Consider the following 21,086-nt stretch of genomic DNA (forward strand, 5'->3'; position numbering starts at 1 on the left):
ATCTCTGTACGATCCTTCTCGTTTTTGAAGCGCTCTAAAATTTATAACTATAAGGGATGATGCATGAGGATCAGTACCACGCTGCTCGCCAGGGGGGCTGGTGGCGCTGTGCGCTGTCGCGCCGCTGCTGTCCGGCTGCGACCAGGCACGCGAGAGCGTCGCCACGGCCATCCGGCCCGCCAGCGCCGCCGAGGTGGCAGGCAGCTTGCGCGAGCAGATCGCGCAGGGACGTTTTCGCCGAAGCCAGCACCCAGGGCGCGGGCTATCTGAATGACAAGCAGGACGCAGGCGGCGTGGTCGCCTGGGAGACCGCGAAAGCCAGCGCCCAGGCCGGCAAGGCCGACGAGGCGATCCGCTTCACCGAGTCGCCAAGGGTAATTTCAGCAGCCTGGTGAACGACCTGGTGGACGAATACATCGAGGCCGACAACAGCGCCTTCCGCGCCGGTCGTTTCGAACGCCGCGGTAACACCCTGATGTTCTGCATCGAGGGCAAGTGCCCGGGCCGCGAATGAAGCGGCGGCGCATGAGCGGGCCGGGCCTGGTCCGGCCGGTGCTGTTCGCCTCCGGCCTGCTGCTCGCCGCCGGCGTCGTGACGCCGGCGGCGGCATCGTCGTTCTACTTGTTTCCGGTGCAGGAAATCGAAGGCATGGCGCCGCAGGCGCGCCAGGCGCGCTCCCTGCTCGACGCCCGCGTCATGGCGCGCCTGTTCGACGGCGACGCCGGCAGGGCAGCCCAGGCGGCGCTGATCAAGCATCTCGTGGGGCAGCTTGCCGAGGCCTGCCCGCAGTCGCTGGTGCATGCGCGCCAGGTGGCCGACAGCCGGATCGGCAGCGGCCACCGTTTCGTCGACGACAACGACCTGCAGTGCAAGGCGGCGCCGTCGGTCGGGGTGGGCGACACCTATGCCGTGGTGCTGGGCATCACGCGCGCCTCGATCTACGAGGTGCCGCGCGGCGACAACGTCGAGGTGCCGGTGACCCTGAGCCTGCAGTTCGTGCGTCCGAGCCTGGCCAAGGTCGTGTACACGATGAGCGAGACGGTGTACACGCCGTTCCGTTTCAGCCGCGCAGGTCGACCTGGCGCACCCGGCCGCCGCCACGCGCTGCCGCGTCGAGCAGGGCATGTTCGCGCCAGCCTTGCTGCAGCGCGTATTGCCGCGTCGACGGCTGGTGGATGCGGACCTGGGCGACTTCGCGCCCGCCGGCATCGCGCAGCGCCAGGCGCGCGCGACCGGCCAGTTCGAGCCAGTGGCGATCGCGCAGCGCGTCGATGGCATAGCCTCCGGCGCCGCTGTCGACCTCGATGTCCGACACCGCCAGCGCCGGGGCTGCGCAGCGGGCCAGGTCGCGGCCGACCTCGGTGAGGGACGGGGCGGCCGCCGCGGTGTGCCAGCACAGCGACGCAAGCAGGATGGCGGCCAGGCGGGTGGGGGACATGAAGGCTCTCCGATGAAGGCCAGTCGAGCATAGCAGGCCCATCAATTTAGCGAAGCGCGGCTGCATGCGGCATGCGCCGCCTCAAGGGGCCGGCATCCTGGCCTCCCGTTCGTCGCCGAACGTCGGCGAACCTGCCTGCTTCCTGCGCCCGATCCGTGCTTTGCGCATTCTGGCCCGCGTTTTTGGCGCTTCATCGCATGTCGATGGCGATGCTTCGGTCCGATCGGTAAAGTTCAAGCATACCGAATCATCTTCCACCCGAAGGAGCACACCATGAACATCCGTAAAAACTTCGAAGCCATCTTCCTTGCCGCTGCCGCACTGGGCCTGGTGGCCAGCTACGCCACCGCCGCCGCCCGGTCGGTCGACGTGGTCAAGCCCGACGCCGCGATCCTGGTCGACTCGACCGTGCACGTGGTCGTGGTCAAGGCGCCGCGCCTGAGCGTCGCCGAAAAAGCCGGCCTGAAGTAATCCCGAGGTCATCCCGAAAGAGCAATGCGCCGATGGGATGGCGAGCAGTCCGGCAGGCGGCGATCAATACTGCTTCCGAATCTTGCCAAGAACTCGGGGAAAATGGCGGTCGGCTTGGTACAATTGTGTTTTCGACATACGCAAGCCCAACCCGACATGATTGACATCCAACTTCTCCGCAAAGACATCGACACCGTCGCCGCGCGCCTGGCGACCCGCAAGTTCCAGCTCGACGTGGCTGCGTTCGGCGCCCTCGAAGCGGAACGCAAAGCGATCCAGACGCGCACCGAGGAACTGCAGGGCAAGCGCAATTCGCTGTCCAAGCAGATCGGCATGATGAAGGGCAAGGGCGAGGACACCACGGCCGTGATGGCGGAAGTGGCCGGCCTGGGCGACGAGCTCAAGGCCAACGAAACGGCCCTCGGCGAAGTGCAGGAGCGCCTGGCGCGCTTCATCGAAGCGGTGCCGAACCTGCCGCACGAAAGCACCCCGCAGGGCAAGGACGAATCCGGCAACGTCGAAGTGCGCAAGGTCGGCACGCCGCGCAGCTTCGATTTCGAGGTCAGGGACCACGTCGACATCGGCGAAAAGCTGGGCCTGGACTTCGATACCGCCACCAAGCTGACCGGTTCGCGCTTCTCGATGATGAAGGGCGGCATGGCGCGCCTGCACCGCGCACTGGCCCAGTACATGCTCGACACCCACACCGGCCAGCACGGCTACACCGAGTGCTACACCCCGTACATGGTCAATGCCGATTCGCTGCGCGGCACCGGCCAGCTGCCGAAGTTCGAAGCCGACCTGTTCTCGGTGAAGAAGGGCGGCGCCGAAGGCGAGGGCGAGAACTTCTACCTGATCCCGACCTCGGAAGTTTCGCTGACCAACGTGGTGCGCGACGAGATCGTGGCGCTCGACCAGCTGCCGCTGAAGCTGACCGCGCACACCCCGTGCTTCCGCTCGGAAGCCGGCAGCTACGGCCGCGACACCCGCGGCATGATCCGCCAGCACCAGTTCGACAAGGTCGAGCTGGTCCAGGTGGTGCATCCGGAGCAGTCGTACGCGGCGCTGGAAGAGATGGTGGGCCAGGCCGAGTTCATCCTGACCTCGCTGGGCCTGCCGTACCGCGTGATGCAGCTGTGCACCGGCGACATGGGCTTCTCGGCCGCCAAGACCTACGACCTGGAAGTGTGGCTGCCGGCGCAGAACACCTACCGCGAGATCTCGTCGCTGTCGAACTGCGAAGCCTTCCAGGCCCGCCGCATGCAGGCGCGCTTCCGCAACGCCGCCGGCAAGCCGGAACTGCTGCACACCCTGAACGGCTCCGGCCTGGCCGTCGGCCGCACCCTGGTGGCGGTGCTGGAGAACTACCAGCAGGCCGACGGCAGCGTGATCGTGCCGGAAGTGCTGCGTCCGTACATGGGCGGGCTGGAGCGCCTGGTTCCGGCAGCCTGAGCCGGTTTACCGGCCGGCGCAAATTTGCTCTTCCGTTTTTGCAAGAGCATCGCTATAATGCGTGTCTCTCGCATACGAGCGACCGCAGCACCGATTCAGGAGAGGTGGCAGAGTGGTCGAATGTACCTGACTCGAAATCAGGCGTACGGGTGACCGTACCGTGGGTTCGAATCCCACCCTCTCCGCCAGTAAATAAAAAGGGCCCCAACCGGGGCCCTTTTTATTTTTGGGCGGAGAGGATTCGCGAAGGCTGCCATTGGCAGCCTTCGCCCCCCTGCGGGGCTCCCGTGTGGGATTCGAAGCCTCGCGCATGCTTGCGCGAGGGCGGCCCGCGGCACGTGGGCGAATCCCACCCTCCCAGTTACGAAGAAGGGCTCCCCGCGGGGAGCCCTTCTTCGTAACTGGTCGCTCCCTTCGCTCAACGCGTTGATCACTTCGCGCCTCCCCCCGAAATATGGTGGCAGTTTGTCACCCACCCCGGCAAACTTGCTGTCACGCACAAACTCGCCCGGACCCCACCGTGTTGAAGCTCCTCCTCAGCATCGCCATCCTGCTCACCCTGCCGTCCGCCCACGCCCAAGCCTCCGAGGCCGAAGCCCCGGGCCAGGTCGTCCGGATCACCGGCGCCAGGTCGACCCCGACCGGCGAAAGCGCCCGCGTCTTCGCCGCCAAGCGCCGCGTCCTCAAGGGCAGCCTGGCGCAGAAATGCGCGCTCGACAGCGCCTACCTGTCGGCGCAGGACGACATGGACACCTACATCGAGCAGCTCGAGGAGATGCGCGAGCCCGGCGAGATCGGCGAGACCGGCGCGCCGATGCCGTCGCCCACCCTGCAGAAGTTCAACGGCAGGGCGCCGGACGGCGACGTCTCGACCATGACCGACGCCTCCTCGGTCACGGGCGCGGCCACCGGCAACAACGCCGGCCCGTGCGGCGTCGGCGAGCGCAGGTTCGCCTCGGGACGCGAACGCATCATCCGCAAGGAAAAGTCCTTCGGCGACGCCCTGGCCCGGCTCGACGCCGGGGAATACGGGCGGGCGGCGGCCCTGCTGGAAGCCGCCTACGGGAAGATCGGCTATCCGGAAGCGGCGGTGCTGCTGGCCAAACTGAGCATGCACGGCCTGGGCGTGCCGCGCAGTACCGACAAGGCCTTGTACTGGCTCGACCGGGCCGCCGGCGAGCGCTTCGACGTGCGCCGCGACCGGCTGCGTTTCGACCCCAGGGAACCGGAAGCCATGAACGGCATGATCGAGGCCGCGCTGCTGCTGGCCCGCATCGAGCTGCAGGGCATCGGTGGCGTGAAGAAAGACCCGGCCGCGGCCCGCAAGTGGTACGCCAAGGCCGCCGAGTTCGGCTTCGTGCCGGCGCTGAACGCGCTGGGGCAGGCGTCGCTGGCCGGCGTCGGCGGTCCCAGGGACGCCAGGCGGGCGCGCGACTACTTCCAGCAGGCGGCGGAAGAGGGCTATGCGCCGGCCCAGTTCAACCTGGCCCGCCTGAACTACACCGGCGCCGACGGCGTGGCGCGCGACGACAAGCTGGCGGCCGCCTGGTTCGCCCAGGCGGCCAAGTCCGGCCATGCCGACGCCCTGTACGCGATGGCGCGCATGTACGACCTGGGCGAAGGCGTGCCGGCCGACCAGTCGCGCGCCATCGTCTACTACAAGGAAGCGGCTGTAAAAGGCGTGCCGGAAGCGCAAAACGCGCTCGCCTCCTATTTCTACACGGGCGAGCAGGTGCCGCAGAACCTCGCTACCGCGCGCAAGCTGTTCGAGCAGGCCGCCATGCATGGGCAATCCGACGCCATGTTCAACCTGGCGGTCATGCTGGTCAAGGGGGAGGGTGGGGACCGCGACCTGGGCATGGCCTACGTCTGGTTCAGCCTGGCCAAGGCCAGCGGCATGGAACGCGCCGGGGTGGCGCTCGCGGAGATTGCGGCCAAGCTGAGGCCCGAGGAGCGTGCCAGGGCGGAGGCGATCCTGAAGCCTCCGGCTGTTAAGCAATGAAAGATTATTCCATTTCGCCTTGCAAAGTGAAATTTCCTTTCACGAAGCCTAGTGCGCGGCGATTTGCGTTAATGCGATGAAATACTTTCGTCTTCCACAAACCGAAAACAGCCGCTATAATGCGGCCTCGCTTACGGCGACCACGCAGCACCGATTCAGGAGAGGTGGCAGAGTGGTCGAATGTACCTGACTCGAAATCAGGCGTACGGGTGACCGTACCGTGGGTTCGAATCCCACCCTCTCCGCCAGTAAATGAAAAGGGCCCCACTCGGGGCCCTTTTTATTTGCTGGCGGAGAGGATTCGCGAAGGCTGCCATTGGCAGCCTTCGCCCCCCTGCGGGGCTCCCGCGTGGGATTCGAAGCTTGGCGCGTACTCGCGCCAAGGCGGCCAGCGGCACGTGGGCGAATCCCACCCAGCGCACAGGGCCCCTCAACGGGGCCCTGTGCGCTTCAAGGCGCATGCCCAGCTGCGGCATCCTGCTTGCCGCCGTGCCGCGCCGCAGCATTCTCCCATCCTCCACCCAAGGCCAAGAACAGCTGCGCCTGATCCGCCGCCAGCTGCGCGCTCGACGCCGCCAGCATGCTCTCGGCGTTGGCCAGGTTCCGGTCCGCGTCCAGCGCGCTCAGGAAGTCGGTGCGGCCCGCCTGGTACAGCCGGGCGGCCTGGCGCGATGCCAGCGCGTGCTGGTCGCGCGCGGCGCGCAGCGAGGTGTTGCGGTCGAGCTCGCGGGCATACACCGTCAGCGCGCTTTCGACTTCGCGCAGCGCGTTCAGCACCACCGCGTCGAAGCGCGCCAGCGCGCCGGCCGCGCCGGCCTCGGCCTGGGCAATGTGCACCCGCGCCGGGCTGAGCGCGGGAAGGCTCCACGAGACCAGCGGGCCGAGCGCGAATTTCCAGGTGCCGGCATCGCCGAACTGCTCCATGAAGCCGACGCCGCCGAAGGAAGCGCCCAGGGTAATGTTCGGATACAGCTCGGCGGTGGCTACGCCGATGCGCGCGGTGGCGGCAGCCAGCCGGCGTTCGGCCTGGCGCACGTCGGGGCGGCGGCGCAGCAGCGCGGCGCCGTCGCCGACCGGGATCGTCGAGGCCACGCGCGGCGGCGTCGCGCATTGGGCGACATCCTGCGGGAACTGGCTCGGCACCTCGCCGGTGAGCACCGCCAGGCGGTACAGCGCGGTGCGGCGGCGCGCCTCCAGGGGCGGCAGGTTGGCGCGCAGCTGTTCCAGCTGGGCCTGGGCGCGGCTGTTGTCGATGGCGATGCCGCGGCCGCGCCGTACCCGCTCGGCGGTCAGCCGGGCGACCTCCTGCTGCAGCGCGACCGACCGGCGCGCCACGCTCAGCTGGTAGCCGGCCGAGCAGGCGTCGGCGTAGGCGCGCGTGGTGTCGGCCGCGACCATCGCGTGGGCCAGGTCGTCGGCGGCCTGCGCCGCTTCCTGGTCGGCGTGCGCCGCCTCGATCGCGCGCCGTATGCGGCCCCACATGTCGACCTGCCAGGCCACCTTGATGTCGCCGTCGTAGATGCCGGTGCGCGGCAGCTGTTCCGGCACGCCGATCGAGGCGCCGGCGATCCGGCCGTACAGGGGCGCGGCGCTCATCTCGACTTCCGGACGCTTGTGCTCCTCGGCTTCTTCCAGCACCGCATGGGCGCGCGCCAGGTTGGCGGCGGCGATGCGCAGCTCGGCGTTGGCGCCGAAGGCATTGGCGATCAGGCGGTCCAGCACCGGATCGCGGTACAGGCGCCACCAGTCGGCCGGCAGCGGGGCGGACGCGAACGGCGCCTCGGCTGCGCCCATCAGCGGCGCCCTGGCCGCGGCGCGCCCGATCACGGCGTCTGGCGGGACATGGTAGTCGGGGCCGACCGTGGTGCAGGCGGCCAGCGCCGCCAGCGTCAGGAGCGTGACTGCCTTGCCGGCAGCAGAGCGGTATCGCGTCATCGCCCCTCCTCAGTGCGCCGTACGGCTGGCCGGCGCGCCCGCCACGGCGGCCAGCCGGGCATCCGGCAGCACCTTCACGGTCGCGGTCTGGCCGGCCACCAGGCGCACGCCGGACGGCACCCGGTCGATCGCCACCCGCACCGGGATGCGCTGGGCCAGCCGAACCCAGTTGAAGGTCGGGTTCACGTTGGGCAGCATATTGGCGCCGGTAGTGCGGTCGCGGTCGGTGATGCCCTCGGCGAAGCTCTCGACGTGGCCGGCGATCGGCGCCTGCCCGCCCATCAGGCTCACCTCGACCCGGTCGCCCACGTGGATGGCGGGTAGCTTGGTCTCTTCGAAATAGCCTTCGACATAGAAGGTATTGCGGTCGATGAGCGCCATCACCGGACGGGCCGCGGTGGCATACGAACCTTCGCGCAGGTCGAGGTTGGTGACGATGCCGTCCACCGCCGCCACCACGTGCGAGCGCTCCAGGTTCAGCCGGGCCGTGTCGCGGTTGACCAGGGCCTGGGCCAGCGCGGCGCGGGCCTGGTCGCTGCGGGTCTGGCCCTGCTCGCGGGTCTCCTGCGCCACCAGGTCGTCCAGTTCTGTGTTGCGCCGGTTTTCGCGCAGGGCTTGGGCCAGGGCGGCCTCGCCGGCCGCCACCTGGGCCTCGGCCTGGCGCAGGGCCAGCGCGAAGCGCGCGCGGTCGATCTCGAACAGCGCCTCGCCGGCGGCGACGTGCTGGTTGTCGTGCACGTGGACCCGGGTGACCTGGCCGGTGACGTCGGGCGCCACCTGCACCACGTAGGCCTTCACGCGGCCGTCGCGGGTCCAGGGTTCGAGCTCGTAATGCCGCCACAATTGCCAGCCCACCCAGGCAGCGGCCGCGCAGGCCAGCAGGGTGAGCCCGACCCGGCCGAGCGCCGGAAGAAGATGTTTCGTTGCCATGTCAGGACCAGTTGCGTGTGAAGTAGGCCAGCGCGCCGAGCACGATGACGAACAGGGAAAAATCGAACAGTGCCGGGTGCCACACCAGGCGGTAGAAGCCGGTGCGGGCCAGCACCAGGTTGAAGAGGCGGCACACCACCAGCGCCGCCAGCGCCAGCAGCAGGAGCGGGGGAAGGTAGAGGCCGTAGAAGCTGACTTCGCCGATCATCGGAGGTCCTTGTTACTCAATCAGGCACCCTGGGGCCGGTAAGGCCGGGCGTGCGGGAACAGGTCGCGGCGCATGCCGGTGAGGGCGGCGAGCGCGTCGCGCTGGGTCGCGTCGCCGGCGCCCGCGCACAGGGCGCGCAGGGCGTTGTCGAGCGCGTCCAGCAGGGGCGGGCCGCCCTCCCGGTGCGGCGCCGGCTGGCGCGCGAAATGGCGCGCCAGCTGGGTCATCAGCGGCCCGATGGCGGCGTCGGCGCGTCCCAGCCGGGCGCGCGCCGACTGCAGCACCGTCATGTTGCGGCCGACCCGCAGGTCGCGCAGCGCATCGTCGGCCGACAGGTCGCGGTGGCCGCCGGCCGCATGGGCCTGGGCCAGGCGCGGCGTGAGCAAGCCGATGCGGTCGACCATGCGCGCCGAGAATTCCGCCAGCGAGGTCACGCGCTCGCCGCTGCCCAGGCTGGCCAGCTCGCTCCAGCCGGCCTTGAGCACGCGGCGCGCGGTCCAGCCGGCGCCGACGCTGCGGAACACCCCCGTGATCACCCCGGCGGTCACCAGGCCGACGATCTGCGCCAGCACGCCGTTGGCGAACGACAGCAGGTCGGCGTTGTGGGTGTCGACCAGGGCCAGGGCGCCGCAGATGCCGAAGATGAAGGGCATGGTGCGCCCGAAGGTCGCGGGGCGCGCGATCAGCACGCCGAGCACCAGGAAGGTCGGCGCGCAGGCCAGCAGCAGGGTCTCGAAGCCATGCACGGCCGGCAGGATGGCCAGCAGGTACAGGGCCGCCAGCGGGATCGAGTACACCGTATACACCAGGAAGCCCTTGATGAAGGGGACCGGGTCGTCCTGGGTCGAGAAGAAGCAGCACAGCACGGCCGCCATCATCGGCGCGGCCGCGCCGGCCGGCCAGCCGGTCAGGATCCAGAACGCGCAGCAAACCAGCACGGCCACCACGGCGGCGAAGGCCGACAGCAGGGCCATGCCGCGGTCCTGGTGCAGGGCGCTGGCCGGCACGCCCGGCAGCTGGCCCACCGCTTCCGGCAGGCGCCCGTGCACGCCGGCGTCGATGTGCTGGCGCAGGGCGCGCGTCTCGATGCACAGGTCGACCAGCCGGTGCAGGCGCGTGGCCAGGTTCAGCTCCAGCAGGCCGCTCCAGCCGAGCTCGCGGTGCGCGCCCGGCGCCAGCGCGTCGATGCGCCGGTGCAGGGCGGCGCCCCGGCGCTCGAGCGCGACGTGCTTCGGGGTCTCGGCCAGGGCCGTGATGTCCTGCAGAAGCGACTGCCAGCGCGCCGACACGTCGTGGGCGCCCAGTTCGCGCAGCGCCGCCAGGCGGTCCTCGATGGCCGAGACCACCGGCACGAACTGCGCCAGGCGCTCCTGCAGCGCGTTGACCGCCTTCTCGGTCCAGCGCAGGTGCGAGGTGTCGAAGGGCAGGTGGGTGCTCATCAGGCGCAGTTCGGTGATGTCGCCCGCCAGCTTGCGGCGCTCGTGGGCGCTGCGGCGGTCGCCCGCCGGCTTGAGCGCGTCGCGCATCCAGTCGCGGGCGTCGCGCGCCGCGCCGTCGAGGCGCGCCAGCAGCACCGGGGCGAAGCTCTGCGGCAGCACCAGGGTGTGCACCAGCGTGGCGCAGGTCATGCCCAGCACGATCTCCTCGACCCGCGCCAGCGCGAGGTCGAAGATGGCGCCCGGATCGCCCACCGCGGGAAAGCCGATCAGGCCTGCCGTGTAACCGGCCAGCATCAGGAGGTAGGAGCGCGGGGTCCGGTCCAGCAGCGAGAAATACAGGCAGCCGCCGATCCACAGCGCCAGCGCGAGCGACAGCAATTCGGGCGAGTTGGAAAGGTGCGGCACCAGGAGGGTGACCGCGATGGCGCCCAGCAGCGTGCCGCCGGCGCGGTACCAGCCCTTGGAGCGGGTCGGCCCGGCGAAGGGGGCGGAGACGATATACGCCGTCATCATCGCCCAGAACGGTCGCGGCAGGCCGATGCGCATCGAGATGTACACCGCCAGCATCGCTGCCGCGAACGACTTGGCGGAGAACAGGAGCTCCGCCCGGCTGGCCAACTTCATGCTTGCACGGATGCGTCGTCGCCGTCGGCAGGGTCGGTGATGCCGGCGATCGCGGCGGGCAGGCCGGACAGCACGCGCAGGCAGGCCTCGACGTCGGCCGGGTCGAAGCCGCCGAACAGCTTGCGGCGGAACGGCCGCAGGGCCTGGTCCATCTGTTCGGCCGCCTTGCCGCCTTCCTCGGTCAGGCGCAGGATCCTGGCGCGGCGGTCGTGCGGGTCTTCGTGGCGCTCCACCAGGCCGGAGGCGATCAGGTGGTCGACCACGCGCACCAGCGAGGAGGCTTCCAGCCCGAGCGCCACCGCCAGCGCGCCCGGGCGCACGCCCTCCGCGCCGCAGCGGCTGATGAGCAGCACCGGCAGGCCGGTCGCCTGCGACAGGCCGTAGTCGGCGGCGATGCGGTCGGCCGCGGCGCGGTAGGCGCGCGAAGCGTAGGTTAGGGCGGAGGTGAGCCTGCCCAGGGTCTGGTCGGTGAGATGCATGTTTGCTTGGTATGGTTATTATTTTGATGCAAAAGTTTAGCATGCGAAGTACTTTGCCGCAAAGGGGCGCCCACGCAGCCTCGTGTTCCGGTGTACCATCTTGCCGGTCGCGTCGACCCGATGCCGGCCCAGGCGCCGGTCCGTTCTGCGCCGATCGATCACAAGGAGTCCACCGTGGCACAGAAACGTTCATTCCTGGCGACGCTCGTCGCGATTGCCTGGTCCTTCGTCGGCCTGCGCCGCAAGAAGGACTTCGATGTCGATGCGGAAGGCGCGTTCAATCCGCTGTACGTCTTCGTCGCCGCCCTCCTTGGGCTGGCCGCCTTCATCGGTCTCCTGATGCTGGCGGTCCGTCTCGCGGTGTCATGAGCCGTTGACGGCCTGCACCGATGCGGCTCTCTGCGGCCGCATGAAGTTTCCTGCCGCTTCTATTGGTTCCCCTATGAGCCTTGAGAGGGCTCAGAAGCCCAGCGTTTAGTAGCCCATCCGTTTCCAAGCGAACTCATCTGTCAACCTGTCGTCAGATGCCCGGCCGAGGATCGATCTGTCAAGCCCGCACCAGGAGGGCACGGGCACTGAGACTCGGCCGCTTCGGATCGTAGCGCCAGTCCGAGACCAGGTAGCGCATTGCGAGCGCATCGTCGCGCGCGCCCTGGCCCACTTTCCTGTACAGGGCATGCGCCGCTTCAATCTGCGCCATGTCCGGCTCGATGCCCAGGCCGGGCCGGTCCGGCACCGCGACCGCGCCGCCGACGATCTGCAGCGGTTCGCGCGTCAGGCGTTCGAGGCCTTCCTGCCAGATCCAGTGGGTGTCGATCGCCGTGATGGCGCCCGGCGCCGCGGCCGCGGCATGGGTGAACATGGCCAGCGACACGTCGAAATGGTTGTTCGAATGCGAGCCCCAGGTCATGCCCCAGTCGTGGCATAGCTGGGCCAGGCGCACCGAACCCTGCATGGTCCAGAAGTGCGGGTCGGCCAGCGGGATGTCGACCGCACCCAGCAAGTGCGAGTGGCCCATCTGGCGCCAGTCGGTGGCGACCATGTTGGTGGCGGTGCGCACGCCGGTGGCGCGCTTGAACTCGGCCATGACCTCGCGGCCCGAGTAGCCCTGTTCCGGTCCGCAGGGGTCTTCGGCATAGGCCAGCAGGTGGCCGTACTCCTTGCACACCGCGATCGACTCGGGCAGCGACCAGGCGCCGTTCGGGTCGACCGTGCAGTTGGCCGCAGGGCGGCGGCGCTTGAGCGCGGCGATCGCCTCCAGTTCCTCGCGCGCCGACCTGACCCCGCCCTTGAGCTTGAAGTCGCGAAAGCCATAGCGCTGCGCTGCGGCATCGGCCAGGTCGGCGATCGCTTCTGCGTCCATGGCTGCGCGCAGGCGCATGCCGTACCAGTCGTCGCCGCCGCGCGGCGGCAGGTAATCCAGGTCGGTGCGCATGCTGTCGCCGATGTAGAACAGGTAGGCCAGCATCGGCACCCGGTCGCGCTGCCGGCCGCTGCCCAGCAGTTCGCAGACCGGCACGCCCAGGTGCTGGCCCAGCAGGTCGAGCAGGGCCGCCTCGACGGCGGTGATGACGTTGTCCAGGCGCAGGTTGATCTCGTGCGGCTGGCGCAGCATCGCCGCTTCGGCCGCCGAGCTGACCTGGTGCTGCATGGTCCCGCTGTGCGCCCCATGGCTGGCGCGGATCGCGTTCAGGGTGCGCTGGTAGCGCGCCACCTCGGTACCCACCACGAGCGGCACGGCGTTCTGCAGCGCTTGCAGGATGCCGTCGCCGCCGGGCACTTCGCCGATGCCGGTGCGGCCGTCGCTGGCGTGCAGCAGCACCAGGTTGCGGATGAAGAAGGGAGCATGGGCGCCGCACAGGTTCAGCAGCATGCTGTCGCGGCCCGCCACCGGGATGACGCGCATGGCGGTGATGGTGGGGCTCGAGGATGGTTCCAGGACGTGCATGGCGCTCTCCATCATGGTTGGTCGGGTCGGTTGCCGTGGCCGGGGCGGTCCGCCGGCGGCATGCCGTAATAATGCGGGGCGCCGTCCATTACCACGTCGATGCGGTCGAGCATCACGCCGGGATCGAGCGCATACACCCGCAGCGTATGGCTGCCCGGTTCAAGCCTGGGCAGCGCGATCGTGCGCACCGCCATGTTCGAGAGCACGTTCTGCTTCCATTCGTCGCTGCGGCCGACCGTCGTGTAGTCGAGGGTCTGCAGCGCGCCGTCGTCGAGCTGCACGGCCAGGCGCAGCCGGTTCTCGGAGGTCAGGGCATGCACCGGCACGGCGACCACGCGCAGCAGGGCGCCGCCCTCGCTGCGGGTCTGGAAGCGGTAGGACAGCGGACTGGCCTTGCCAAGCGCAGCGGCCTCGCGCGACGGCAGGTCGAGGCGCGCGCGCATGGCCCGGCCCGAGGTGCCCAGGCCCGGCTGCGCCTCCCAGTCGCCGCCCGCCGGCGCGGCGGCGGCCGGCAGCACCACGATGCGTTCGCGTTCGGCCGGCAAGGAGGCATCCGCCGCTTCCTGCACCTGCAGGTTCAGCTTCAGCGTCTTGCCACCGCATTGCAGGGCCAGCGCGGGCCTGGGCGCACCGTCGTACTCCAGCGTGAGGCCTTGTTCGTAGCCGTTGGCGGCATCCAGCCGCCCACCCTGCAGCTGGGCGCGCAGTCCCGCGGCGCCGGGCGCCACCGACCAGGCTGCCGGCTCGCCGCCGTAGCTCACCAGGGTCAGGCTGCGGCTGGCCGGGCGGCCCGCCGGCAGCACCAGCGCCGCGGCCTCGACCGAGTGCGGGGCAGGGTAGACCAGGCCGCAGCCGCGCCGCGCGCCGGCGCCCGGCGCGGCGGTCCAGGAAGGATACGCCGGCTCGGCGAACACCGGCAGGCGGCGCGGCGCCATGTCCATCATGTGGGCCCATTTGCCCTTGCCGAGGGCGTTGTAGGCCGCCGTATCGGCCGCCAGCGCCGCATGGGCCTCCCTGGCCTGGCGCACGTACAGCGCCGGCGAGGGCCGCCCCTGCCGCGCGTACTCGCCGGCCAGGTCCAGCTTCAGGATGCGCCGGTTCAGGTTGGCGCTGGAGCGCACCGGGTACAGCACCAGCTGGAAGTAGGCCTCGCGCAGTTCACCTGGGATGCGCCGTTCCAGCGCTTCGGCGCGCGCCACCAGTGCCGCGTAGCGCGCCAGGCGCTGCTCGGCCTCTTCGCCGCCGCTGCGGACGTAGTCGGTCGTGCGCACCGGGCGGGTCGGTTCGGTCTGGCTCCAGCCCATGAATTCCGGGCGGCGCTCCCAGGCCAGGCGGTAGTACTCCTGCTGGATCGCGGCGACTTCGGCGGCATGCGCGGCGCCGAAGCCCTGCGCCGCCCAGGCGGCCAGGTGGCGCGCCGGGTCCTGGCGCAGCAGGCCGGCATCGAAGGCGGCATCCAGGAAATACTGGGTCAGGTATTCGTTGGGCTTGATGTCGCCCACGTTCAGCACCCACAGGCGGCGCGCGCCGGTGGTCCAGGCGCGCTCCAGCTGGTCGCGCACCAGGGCCGGGTGGGTCGTGCCCAGCCACAGGTAATCGTGCGGGCGCCCCCAGTAGGAGACGTGGTAGTAGATGCCGGCGCCGCCCGGACGGGCGCGTTCGGCGGCGGTGCCCAGCTGGTGCAGGTAGCCGTAGTTATCGTCCGGCCACACCAGCGTGACCTCGCCCGGCACCTGCATGCCGCGGTTGTAGTAGTCCAGCACCTCCTTGTACATCGTGAGCACGGTGGGGATGGCGGCGGGCGGCTTGCGCAGGCTGCGGCCCAGCATGTCGCGCTGCAGCGCGACGACCTGCTGCACGGTGTCGCGCGCCTGCTCGGGGCTGGTCGCGCCTTCCATGGCCGAATCGTGCACGCCGCGCAGGCCGAGGGTGTAGACGTTCTCGTAGGCCTTGACCTGGTCGATGCGCGCCTGCCAGTAGCCGAGCAGGCGCGCGCGGTTGGTGAAGAAATTGAAGGGGCCGTCGGATGGCTTCCACTCGCCGACGTTGTTGCGCATCATCGGCTCGGCGTGCGAGCTGCCCACCACGATCGCGTAATCGTCGGCCGCCTGGGCATTGCCCGGCACGGTGTAGAAGGCGCGGGTCGAATCGTGCATGGCGGGCCAGATCAGGTTCGCCTTCAGGCGCCACATCAGTTCGAACACGCGCGCGTAGGTGGCCGGGCCGACGTCCTGCACCGGATCGAAGGTCTTCGCGGCCCAGGGATGCAGGCCCCAGTCCTCGTCGTTGATGAAGATGCCGCGGTAAGCCACCGAGGGCGCGGCCGACAGGCGCCGGCTGCCGTCCAGGACCAGGCCGCGCCTGGGGGGCGGCCTGAGGTCGGCCCACCATTCCCAGGGCGAGACGCCCAGCTCGCGCGAGGCGTCGACCACCCCGTAGACGGCGCCGCGCCGGTCGGCGCCGGCGATCAGGAGCACCTCGCGCCCGTCGACGCGCCCCGCGGCCCGGATGTAGCGCTCCTGTTGGCCGCCGAGCGCCGCCAGGTCCACACCCATGGCCTGCGCCGTTTGCGCCACCTGCGGCGCGCCGATGGTGCCGATCACGATGCAGCGCCGCACGCAGTCGGCCAGGCTGTCGCTGCGCGTGCCCGCGCGCCCGGTCAGCTGCTGCAGGTCGCGCGCGAGCAGGTCGCCGGCCAGGCGGGCCGTGACCTGGGCCTCGGTGACGATATGGGGCAGGCGCCCGTCGAGGTCGAGCGCAAAGGGCTGGGCAAGGACGGAGCCGCTTGCCAGCAGCAGGGCGAGGGCGGTGAAGCGTCGTTTCATGGCGGGCCGGTGAGCTGATGTATTAGTGCATTCTAGCCACTCCCATTGGGCGGATCAGGGCTGACTGCGAAACGATCACGCAGCTGATTGCCGGCGCTGTCGCCGGTGCGTGGCGGCTGGTGCGGCGGCTGTTGGCGGTCCAGGGGAAGCCGCGAATGTGCTAGCATCTTGACAATGTGGCTTGCATCTTTCCCGGTGCCGGCCGCCCCGCGCAGCGCGCGGGAGAATTCGAAACAACACCTCATGCTGCCAGCTTAAGGCTTCACCAATGGAAACAATCGCATTCAGCGGCCCGTTCGTCCTCGACCGGTCGCGCCATGCCGCCGTCCAGGTCTACGAGTACCTGCGCGAGGAAATCGTCAACCTCACGCTCAAGCCGGGAACGCTCCTTTCGCGCACTGAGTTGTCGGCGCATTTCGACCTGTCCGTCACCCCCATTCGCGACGCCCTGATGCGGCTGGAAGAAGAAGGGCTGGTCGACATCTACCCGCAGCACGCCACCCGCGTGCGCGGCATCAGCATCGCGTCGGCGCGCCAGGCGCACTTCCTGCGGCTGGCGATCGAGCTCGAGATCGTGCGTACGCTGGCCGGCAAGGACGACGCGGCGCTGAACCAGACGCTGCAAAGTCTGGTGCTGCAGCAGAAGGCGGCGCTCAAGGCGCGCGACCTGGATTCCTTCAGCCGGGTCGACCATGCCTTTCACCGGCAGCTCTACAGCGCGGCCGAGGTCGAGGAACTGTGGCGGCTGATGCGCCACCGCAGCGGCAACATGGACCGCCTGCGCCGCCTGCACCTGCCGCTCAACGGCAAGAGCGAGTCGATCCTGAAGGACCATGCCGCCATCGCCGGTGCGATCGCGCGCGGCGACGCGGCGGCGGCCGAAGCGGCCTTGCGGCGCCACCTGTCGGGCACCCTGTCCGAACTCGATGCGCTGCGCACCCAATACCCGGATTACTGGACGCCGGGGCCGGACTGAGGCCGCGGCAGGCGCTTATTCCGGGCCGAAGCGCAAGTCGCGCAGCAGGCCGTCCTTGCCCACCGAAGTCGCCACGAGCAGGTTCTCGTTGGCGTGCCGGAAGCGGTAGCGCAGGCTGCGTCCGGACTCCCTGGCCTCGCTGGAAAGCAGCTCCACCGCTTGCAGCGGGCCGGCATCGGCAAGGGCTCCGGCCAGGTTTTGCAGCAGCGCGGGTGTGAACCTGGCGCCGGTTTCCGGCTCCAGCCCGGCGGGCAACTGGCCGGCTGCGAGGCTGGCGACGGCCGCGCGCACCTGCGCCGTCAAGGCCGGGTCCTGGTCGGCGATCGGCTTGGGCGGCGCATCGAACAGCGTGGGCACGTAGTGCCGCGCGATGATGTGGGCGAAACGCTTGGCGCGCGCGTTGTCCGAATTGGCCAGCACCACCACCGTCAGCCCGTCTTCCACGTAGCGGCACAGCTGCGCGCGGAAGCCTTGCCAGGCGCCGCCATGGGAGATGTGGCGGCGGCCCTTGAGCGTGTCGACGAACCAGCCGTAGCCGTAGGGCGCGTCGGTGCCGTCGTTCAGCTTGGCCGCGGTGAAACTCGCCGCGCGCAGGCGCGCATCCAGGATCCGGTCGCCGTACAGGGCCTGGTCCCAGCGCGCCAGGTCGCGCGCCGTCAGGTACAGGCTGCCGTCGGCCGTCGTGTTCAGGCGCGGCGCCACCCAGGACTGGTTCTGGTAGGCGCCGTTCTTCCACTCGTAGCCGGCAGCGCGGTGCGGAACGATGTCCGCTTCGCTGATCACGCGCGCGCCCATCCCGAGCGGGGCGAAGATACGCTCGCGCAGCTGCTCGCCGTAGAATTTGCCGCCGGCCCGGTTGGCGATGAAGCCCAGCAGGTGGTAGCCCATGTTACTGTAAGCCCACTTCTCGCCGGGGGCGAAGCGCACCGGCACCGTCGCCTCGAGCGCGATCAGCTCCGCGTCGGTATAGTCCTTGCGGAAGTCGATGATCCGGTACGGATCGTCCAGGCCGGAAGTATGGGTCAGCAGGTGGCGGATCGTGATCTTGTCCCAAACGGCCGGCGTGTCCGGCAGGTGGCGCGAGATCGGATCGTCGAGCTTGAGCTTGCCGTCCTGCTCGAGCAGCAGGATCAGGGCCGCGGTGAAGGTCTTGCCGACCGAACCCGATTGGAACACGGTCTGCGGCGTGACCGGCACCCCGTGTTCGAGGTTCGCCACACCATAGCCCTGTTCCCTGACCACCTTGCCGTCCTTGATGACCAGCACGCTCAGCCCGGGCACGTGGCGCAGCCTCATCTCCTTGCGCAGGGCGTCGTCGAGGCTGTCGGCATGGGCCGGTCCGGCCAGCAGGACGGTCAGGGCAAGGGCGAAGGGGGCAAGGCGCATCGGGACTCCGGCAGTGGTCGAATCCGTCGATGATAGCCCTGCACCGCCCGCAAAAGTGCCGCCCGCTCAGCGGCAGGCGCATTTCATGCCGCCCGCATAGGCCCGCTCAGCGCAGCAGCCCGGCGGCACGCGCCGCTTCGTCCAGCGTCTCGCCGCCGAGCGCCAGGTGCTGGATCGCCGCCACTCCCCATTGCGCGGAGGCGTTGGTGCTGATGCCGGTCATCTCGTCGAGCGGGCGCAGCACGGCCGGACCGTCGATGCGGCGCACCGCGTTGCGCGGGTTGCCGGGCTTGAGCCAGTCGGAGGCGAAGAACTCGCGCCAGGCCCGCAGCGACAGCGCGCGGTCGCGCTCGTGATAGGCCGCATAGGCGGTCATGCGCGAATTGGTGTCGCTCATGCCGCGCCCGCCCGGATCGCTGCCCAGCAGGGCCACGATGTCCGCGCGCGGCGCATTGTAGGTGCGGCAGTACTGCAGCCAGGCCTTGCGGTATGCGGGCACGTCCACCAGGGTGAGCAGCTCGGAATTCATCTCGACCACGCCGAACACGCCGTTCAGGTTCGAGAACGAGGCCTTGTCGCCGGGGCCCTGGAAGCGGCCGGTCCGGTGGTCGTAGGGCGCGCCGGCGGCGAACCACTGGTACTTGAGCGCGGCGATGCTCTGCATGCCGGCCACGATCTTGTCGCGCCAACGGGTGTCGCCAGTGCGTTCCCATTCCGCCAGCCAGGCCGAGATCAAGGAGCCCCAGACGGTGCCGAACGAGGCGCCGACGAAGGCGTCCGGGCGCGCACCGGGCGTCTTGAGCTTGCGCGCGATGTCGACCTTGTGCAGGTCCTGGTCGGAATCGAGCAGCTCGCGCATCAGGTCGCCCACGCGCTCGTCCGCCGTGAGGAAGTAGTAGATGCGGCGGTAGGCGGCGTTCGACACGCGCGGCTGCTTCGACGAATCGGACCAGTGCTGCACCGCATGGCGCGTGCCGAAGCCCTTGAAGCGGCCCAGGTGGTAGACGTCGACCTCGCCGGTATGGCGCGTCATCGCTTCGGCGAAGCGGAACAGGTCGGCGCGCCCGGTGCGCAGGTAGCTGGTCCACAGCCACAGATCGGTCGACAGTTCGGAGTTGTCCCAGGCATAGCCGCCGATGTCGTAGCGCCACATGTGGCGGTCGCTGTCATAGGTGTGCATCACGTCGCCGTAGGACCAGAAACCGTACCAGCGGTGCTGCTCGGCTTCGCGCAGGTACTGGTCCAGCTGCAGGGCCAAGCGCTCCTCGATCAGCTTCCGGGCCGGCGTGCCGGCGTCGACGGGGTCCCAGTCGCCGAACACGCCGCACTGGTGGATGCGCTGCGGCGCCAGCGCCAGCCGGGCCGGCCGCGCGACCTGTTCGGCCATGTCCGACAGCGCCTGGTGCGAAGGCGTGGACCCGAGCACCCACAGCTGCAGTTCGGAGCTGCGGGCGATGCCGGTGGCCGAATCCCAGCCGGCTTCGTAGTCCTCGTAGGTGATGTTCAGGCCGGCGATCTGCTTCTCGTGCGTATCCATGCCGTCTTCGCCGCGATAGGAGCGCACGTCCATGGCGGGGGCGGAGGGCGACCACATCCAGGCCGTTAGCTCGGCCATCGCGTCGGCCGCCTGGCGCACGTCGAGCTGCACCGGGGCGCGCTGCCAGAAGTCCTTGAGCCCCAGCGCCACGCCGCCGGACGCCGCGCCGGCGTACACCAGCCCCTTGGCGCGCGTCCCGGCGTTCGAATCGATCCAGGCGCGGCCCGAACCCAGGCGCTTCTGCAGCGTGAAGCCGTCCGGCGAGAGCTGCGCCAGCGAGAAGTCGCCCCATTGCGGCACCCACTGCAGGCCGTCCTGTACCGCCTTTGCCATGCCCGCCAGCGGCGGCAGCGCCTTGCCGGCCACCTGGGCCTCGCGGTAAGCCTGGCCCGGATCGCGGCGCAGGCCGGTGACCGGGCGCACCGCCTCGCCCCAGACGCCGGCGCCTTCGCCCGCGAAGCGGATGTGGCGGTCGTAGCTGGGGTCGGTCATCGGCACCTGGGCCGTCACGCCCAGGCCGGCGATGAAATCGCTGTCCGGAACGCCGTCGTAGATGAAGGAGTGCACGATGCGCACGCTGTCGGAGCCGGCATAGAAGTACAGGCGCACCGAGAACGGCAGCCAGTCGCGGCTGCCGTTGCCGTGCACGCCCTCGAACTTGACGACGGCGCGCACCGGGCCGCTCTGCTCGAGCGTCATGGCGGTGATCCTGCTGGTGAAGCGCTGGCGCGACACGCTGCCGCTTGCTTCCAGCTGCGGGCCGTCCTGGCGCAGCGCCACCAGCTTCAGGTTCTGCATCGTGACGCGGCCCGCGCGGGTCGCGCTGCGCACCAGGCACTCGCCGGCACGCGGCAACGCCCAGGCCAGTTCGCCGGAGCTGACCAGCACGCCGTCGGCGCTTTCCTTGACGCTGACCGTGCCGCGCGCCGGCGCGCCGGCGCGCAAGTCGAAGCTGTCGGCCGTGCGCCGGCCATCGATGCCGCCCGCGATCGCGTGGGCAGTCCACTTCAGCGAGCCGTCCGGCCAGTAAGCCAAGGGCCAGGATTGCATGGCCGGGCCGTTTTCCCCCAGGTTGAAATCGAGCTGTCGATGCGCCAGCCGCTTGTTGGCCGGCAGGCGCAAGCTGCCGCGCGGCCAGGGCACGCCCAGGGTGCAGCCCTCGAAGCGGGCCGGCGCCTTGCCGTCCAGCCAGCGCAGGGCCGTGCCGGACACCGGCGCCGGCCTGGCGCCGGTATTCGCGGTGACCGCGGCGGACAGGCCGGGAATGGATGCGAGCAGGGGCAGGGCGGTGGCCGAGCGCAGGAAGCGCCTGCGGGATGGAAGCGTCGATGGGGCGAGTGGTGGGGTAAGCAAGCGCATGTCTCCGTGCCGGTGGGTGCTGTGCTAATATATTAGTGCTTCTCAGTCGAGTCTAATCCAGGAAGGGTTCAGGGTCG

The 21,086-nt window shown here is 69.8% G+C and carries 16 protein-coding genes and 2 tRNA genes; 8 read left to right on the top strand and 10 right to left on the bottom strand.

What is annotated here, in order from left to right; all coding sequences use genetic code 11:
- The first annotated feature begins 391 nt into the window (after positions 1–391).
- Positions 392–514 (top strand): hypothetical protein, encoded by a 123-nt coding sequence (locus tag AB3347_RS01195; RefSeq protein ID WP_369089944.1) that lies wholly within the window; start codon positions 392–394, stop codon positions 512–514.
- 546 nt (positions 515–1,060) lie between these two features.
- On the opposite strand, the gene AB3347_RS01200 is transcribed toward AB3347_RS01195, so the two are convergent.
- The gene (locus AB3347_RS01200; RefSeq protein WP_369089945.1) at positions 1,061–1,438 is read right to left on the bottom strand and encodes a hypothetical protein; all 378 of its coding nucleotides are present in this window, start codon (positions 1,436–1,438) and stop codon (positions 1,061–1,063) included.
- 273 nt (positions 1,439–1,711) lie between these two features.
- On the opposite strand from AB3347_RS01200, the gene AB3347_RS01205 reads away from it, so the two are divergent.
- The 5 genes from AB3347_RS01205 (at position 1,712) to AB3347_RS01225 (ending at position 5,611) form a co-directional block, all read left to right on the top strand.
- Positions 1,712–1,909 carry a hypothetical protein gene (locus AB3347_RS01205; protein WP_369089946.1) on the top strand — a complete coding sequence of 66 codons (198 nt, stop codon included), beginning with the start codon at positions 1,712–1,714 and terminating at the stop codon, positions 1,907–1,909.
- Between the two features lie 156 nt (positions 1,910–2,065).
- Positions 2,066–3,361, top strand: coding sequence for a serine--tRNA ligase (gene serS / locus AB3347_RS01210; protein ID WP_369089947.1), 1,296 nt, complete (start codon positions 2,066–2,068; stop codon positions 3,359–3,361).
- Between the two features lie 98 nt (positions 3,362–3,459).
- Positions 3,460–3,549: transfer RNA gene (locus tag AB3347_RS01215), tRNA-Ser, on the top strand.
- A 332-nt stretch (positions 3,550–3,881) separates the two neighbouring features.
- Positions 3,882–5,363: an SEL1-like repeat protein gene (locus AB3347_RS01220; protein WP_369089948.1), complete on the top strand. Its 1,482-nt coding sequence runs from the start codon at positions 3,882–3,884 to the stop codon at positions 5,361–5,363.
- A 158-nt stretch (positions 5,364–5,521) separates the two neighbouring features.
- Positions 5,522–5,611, top strand: a tRNA-Ser gene (locus AB3347_RS01225).
- 202 nt (positions 5,612–5,813) lie between these two features.
- On the opposite strand, the gene AB3347_RS01230 is transcribed toward AB3347_RS01225, so the two are convergent.
- Genes AB3347_RS01230 through AB3347_RS01250 form a run of 5 tightly spaced genes read right to left on the bottom strand, consistent with a single transcriptional unit; the run spans position 5,814 to position 10,978 of the window.
- Positions 5,814–7,298: a TolC family protein gene (locus AB3347_RS01230; protein WP_369089949.1), complete on the bottom strand. Its 1,485-nt coding sequence runs from the start codon at positions 7,296–7,298 to the stop codon at positions 5,814–5,816.
- Positions 7,299–7,307: 9 nt separating this feature from the next.
- The gene (locus tag AB3347_RS01235) at positions 7,308–8,228 is read right to left on the bottom strand and encodes an efflux RND transporter periplasmic adaptor subunit (RefSeq protein WP_369089950.1); all 921 of its coding nucleotides are present in this window, start codon (positions 8,226–8,228) and stop codon (positions 7,308–7,310) included.
- A gap of 1 nt (position 8,229) precedes the next feature.
- Positions 8,230–8,436, bottom strand: a complete 207-nt coding sequence (locus AB3347_RS01240; RefSeq protein ID WP_369089951.1) for a DUF1656 domain-containing protein — start codon at positions 8,434–8,436, stop codon at positions 8,230–8,232.
- Between the two features lie 20 nt (positions 8,437–8,456).
- Positions 8,457–10,499: an FUSC family protein gene (locus AB3347_RS01245; protein ID WP_369089952.1), complete on the bottom strand. Its 2,043-nt coding sequence runs from the start codon at positions 10,497–10,499 to the stop codon at positions 8,457–8,459.
- A complete protein-coding gene (locus AB3347_RS01250) occupies positions 10,496–10,978 on the bottom strand; it encodes a MarR family winged helix-turn-helix transcriptional regulator (RefSeq protein WP_369089953.1) in 483 nt (160 codons plus the stop codon). The genes AB3347_RS01245 and AB3347_RS01250 overlap by 4 nt, the downstream gene beginning before the upstream one ends.
- 174 nt (positions 10,979–11,152) lie before the next feature.
- On the opposite strand from AB3347_RS01250, the gene AB3347_RS01255 reads away from it, so the two are divergent.
- Positions 11,153–11,347: a DUF2970 domain-containing protein gene (locus tag AB3347_RS01255; protein ID WP_369089954.1), complete on the top strand. Its 195-nt coding sequence runs from the start codon at positions 11,153–11,155 to the stop codon at positions 11,345–11,347.
- A gap of 178 nt (positions 11,348–11,525) precedes the next feature.
- Here the strand turns inward: AB3347_RS01255 and AB3347_RS01260 are convergent, their stop codons facing one another.
- On the bottom strand, positions 11,526–12,926 hold the full coding sequence (locus tag AB3347_RS01260) for an enolase C-terminal domain-like protein (RefSeq protein ID WP_369089955.1): 1,401 nt from the start codon (positions 12,924–12,926) through the stop codon (positions 11,526–11,528).
- 11 nt (positions 12,927–12,937) lie between these two features.
- On the bottom strand, positions 12,938–15,751 hold the full coding sequence (locus AB3347_RS01265; RefSeq protein WP_369089957.1) for a glycosyl hydrolase 115 family protein: 2,814 nt from the start codon (positions 15,749–15,751) through the stop codon (positions 12,938–12,940).
- Between the two features lie 268 nt (positions 15,752–16,019).
- Here AB3347_RS01265 and AB3347_RS01270 point away from each other — a divergent pair, with 268 nt between their 5' ends.
- Positions 16,020–16,727, top strand: coding sequence for a GntR family transcriptional regulator (locus AB3347_RS01270; RefSeq protein WP_369089958.1), 708 nt, complete (start codon positions 16,020–16,022; stop codon positions 16,725–16,727).
- Positions 16,728–16,742: 15 nt separating this feature from the next.
- Here AB3347_RS01270 and AB3347_RS01275 read toward each other — a convergent pair whose 3' ends face one another.
- Together AB3347_RS01275 and AB3347_RS01280 are read right to left on the bottom strand one after the other, a co-directional pair.
- A complete protein-coding gene (locus AB3347_RS01275; RefSeq protein ID WP_369089959.1) occupies positions 16,743–18,113 on the bottom strand; it encodes a serine hydrolase domain-containing protein in 1,371 nt (456 codons plus the stop codon).
- A 106-nt stretch (positions 18,114–18,219) separates the two neighbouring features.
- On the bottom strand, positions 18,220–21,003 hold the full coding sequence (locus tag AB3347_RS01280; RefSeq protein WP_369089960.1) for a Tat pathway signal sequence domain protein: 2,784 nt from the start codon (positions 21,001–21,003) through the stop codon (positions 18,220–18,222).
- Between the last annotated feature and the right edge of the window lie 83 nt (positions 21,004–21,086).

Source organism: Massilia sp. X63 (assembly GCF_041023745.1).
GTDB lineage: Bacteria > Pseudomonadota > Gammaproteobacteria > Burkholderiales > Burkholderiaceae_D > Telluria.

What these genes read in the sequence shown, in the direction of transcription:
- AB3347_RS01200 (WP_369089945.1), bottom strand. Translation starts at nt 1,438, where the DNA reads ATGTCCCCCACCCGCCTGGCCGCCATCCTGCTTGCGTCGCTGTGCTGG.
- AB3347_RS01205 (WP_369089946.1), top strand. Translation starts at nt 1,712, where the DNA reads ATGAACATCCGTAAAAACTTCGAAGCCATCTTCCTTGCCGCTGCCGCA.
- serS (WP_369089947.1), top strand. Translation starts at nt 2,066, where the DNA reads ATGATTGACATCCAACTTCTCCGCAAAGACATCGACACCGTCGCCGCG.
- AB3347_RS01230 (WP_369089949.1), bottom strand. Translation starts at nt 7,298, where the DNA reads ATGACGCGATACCGCTCTGCTGCCGGCAAGGCAGTCACGCTCCTGACG.
- AB3347_RS01235 (WP_369089950.1), bottom strand. Translation starts at nt 8,228, where the DNA reads ATGGCAACGAAACATCTTCTTCCGGCGCTCGGCCGGGTCGGGCTCACC.
- AB3347_RS01240 (WP_369089951.1), bottom strand. Translation starts at nt 8,436, where the DNA reads ATGATCGGCGAAGTCAGCTTCTACGGCCTCTACCTTCCCCCGCTCCTG.
- AB3347_RS01245 (WP_369089952.1), bottom strand. Translation starts at nt 10,499, where the DNA reads ATGAAGTTGGCCAGCCGGGCGGAGCTCCTGTTCTCCGCCAAGTCGTTC.
- AB3347_RS01250 (WP_369089953.1), bottom strand. Translation starts at nt 10,978, where the DNA reads ATGCATCTCACCGACCAGACCCTGGGCAGGCTCACCTCCGCCCTAACC.
- AB3347_RS01260 (WP_369089955.1), bottom strand. Translation starts at nt 12,926, where the DNA reads ATGCACGTCCTGGAACCATCCTCGAGCCCCACCATCACCGCCATGCGC.
- AB3347_RS01265 (WP_369089957.1), bottom strand. Translation starts at nt 15,751, where the DNA reads ATGAAACGACGCTTCACCGCCCTCGCCCTGCTGCTGGCAAGCGGCTCC.
- AB3347_RS01270 (WP_369089958.1), top strand. Translation starts at nt 16,020, where the DNA reads ATGGAAACAATCGCATTCAGCGGCCCGTTCGTCCTCGACCGGTCGCGC.
- AB3347_RS01275 (WP_369089959.1), bottom strand. Translation starts at nt 18,113, where the DNA reads ATGCGCCTTGCCCCCTTCGCCCTTGCCCTGACCGTCCTGCTGGCCGGA.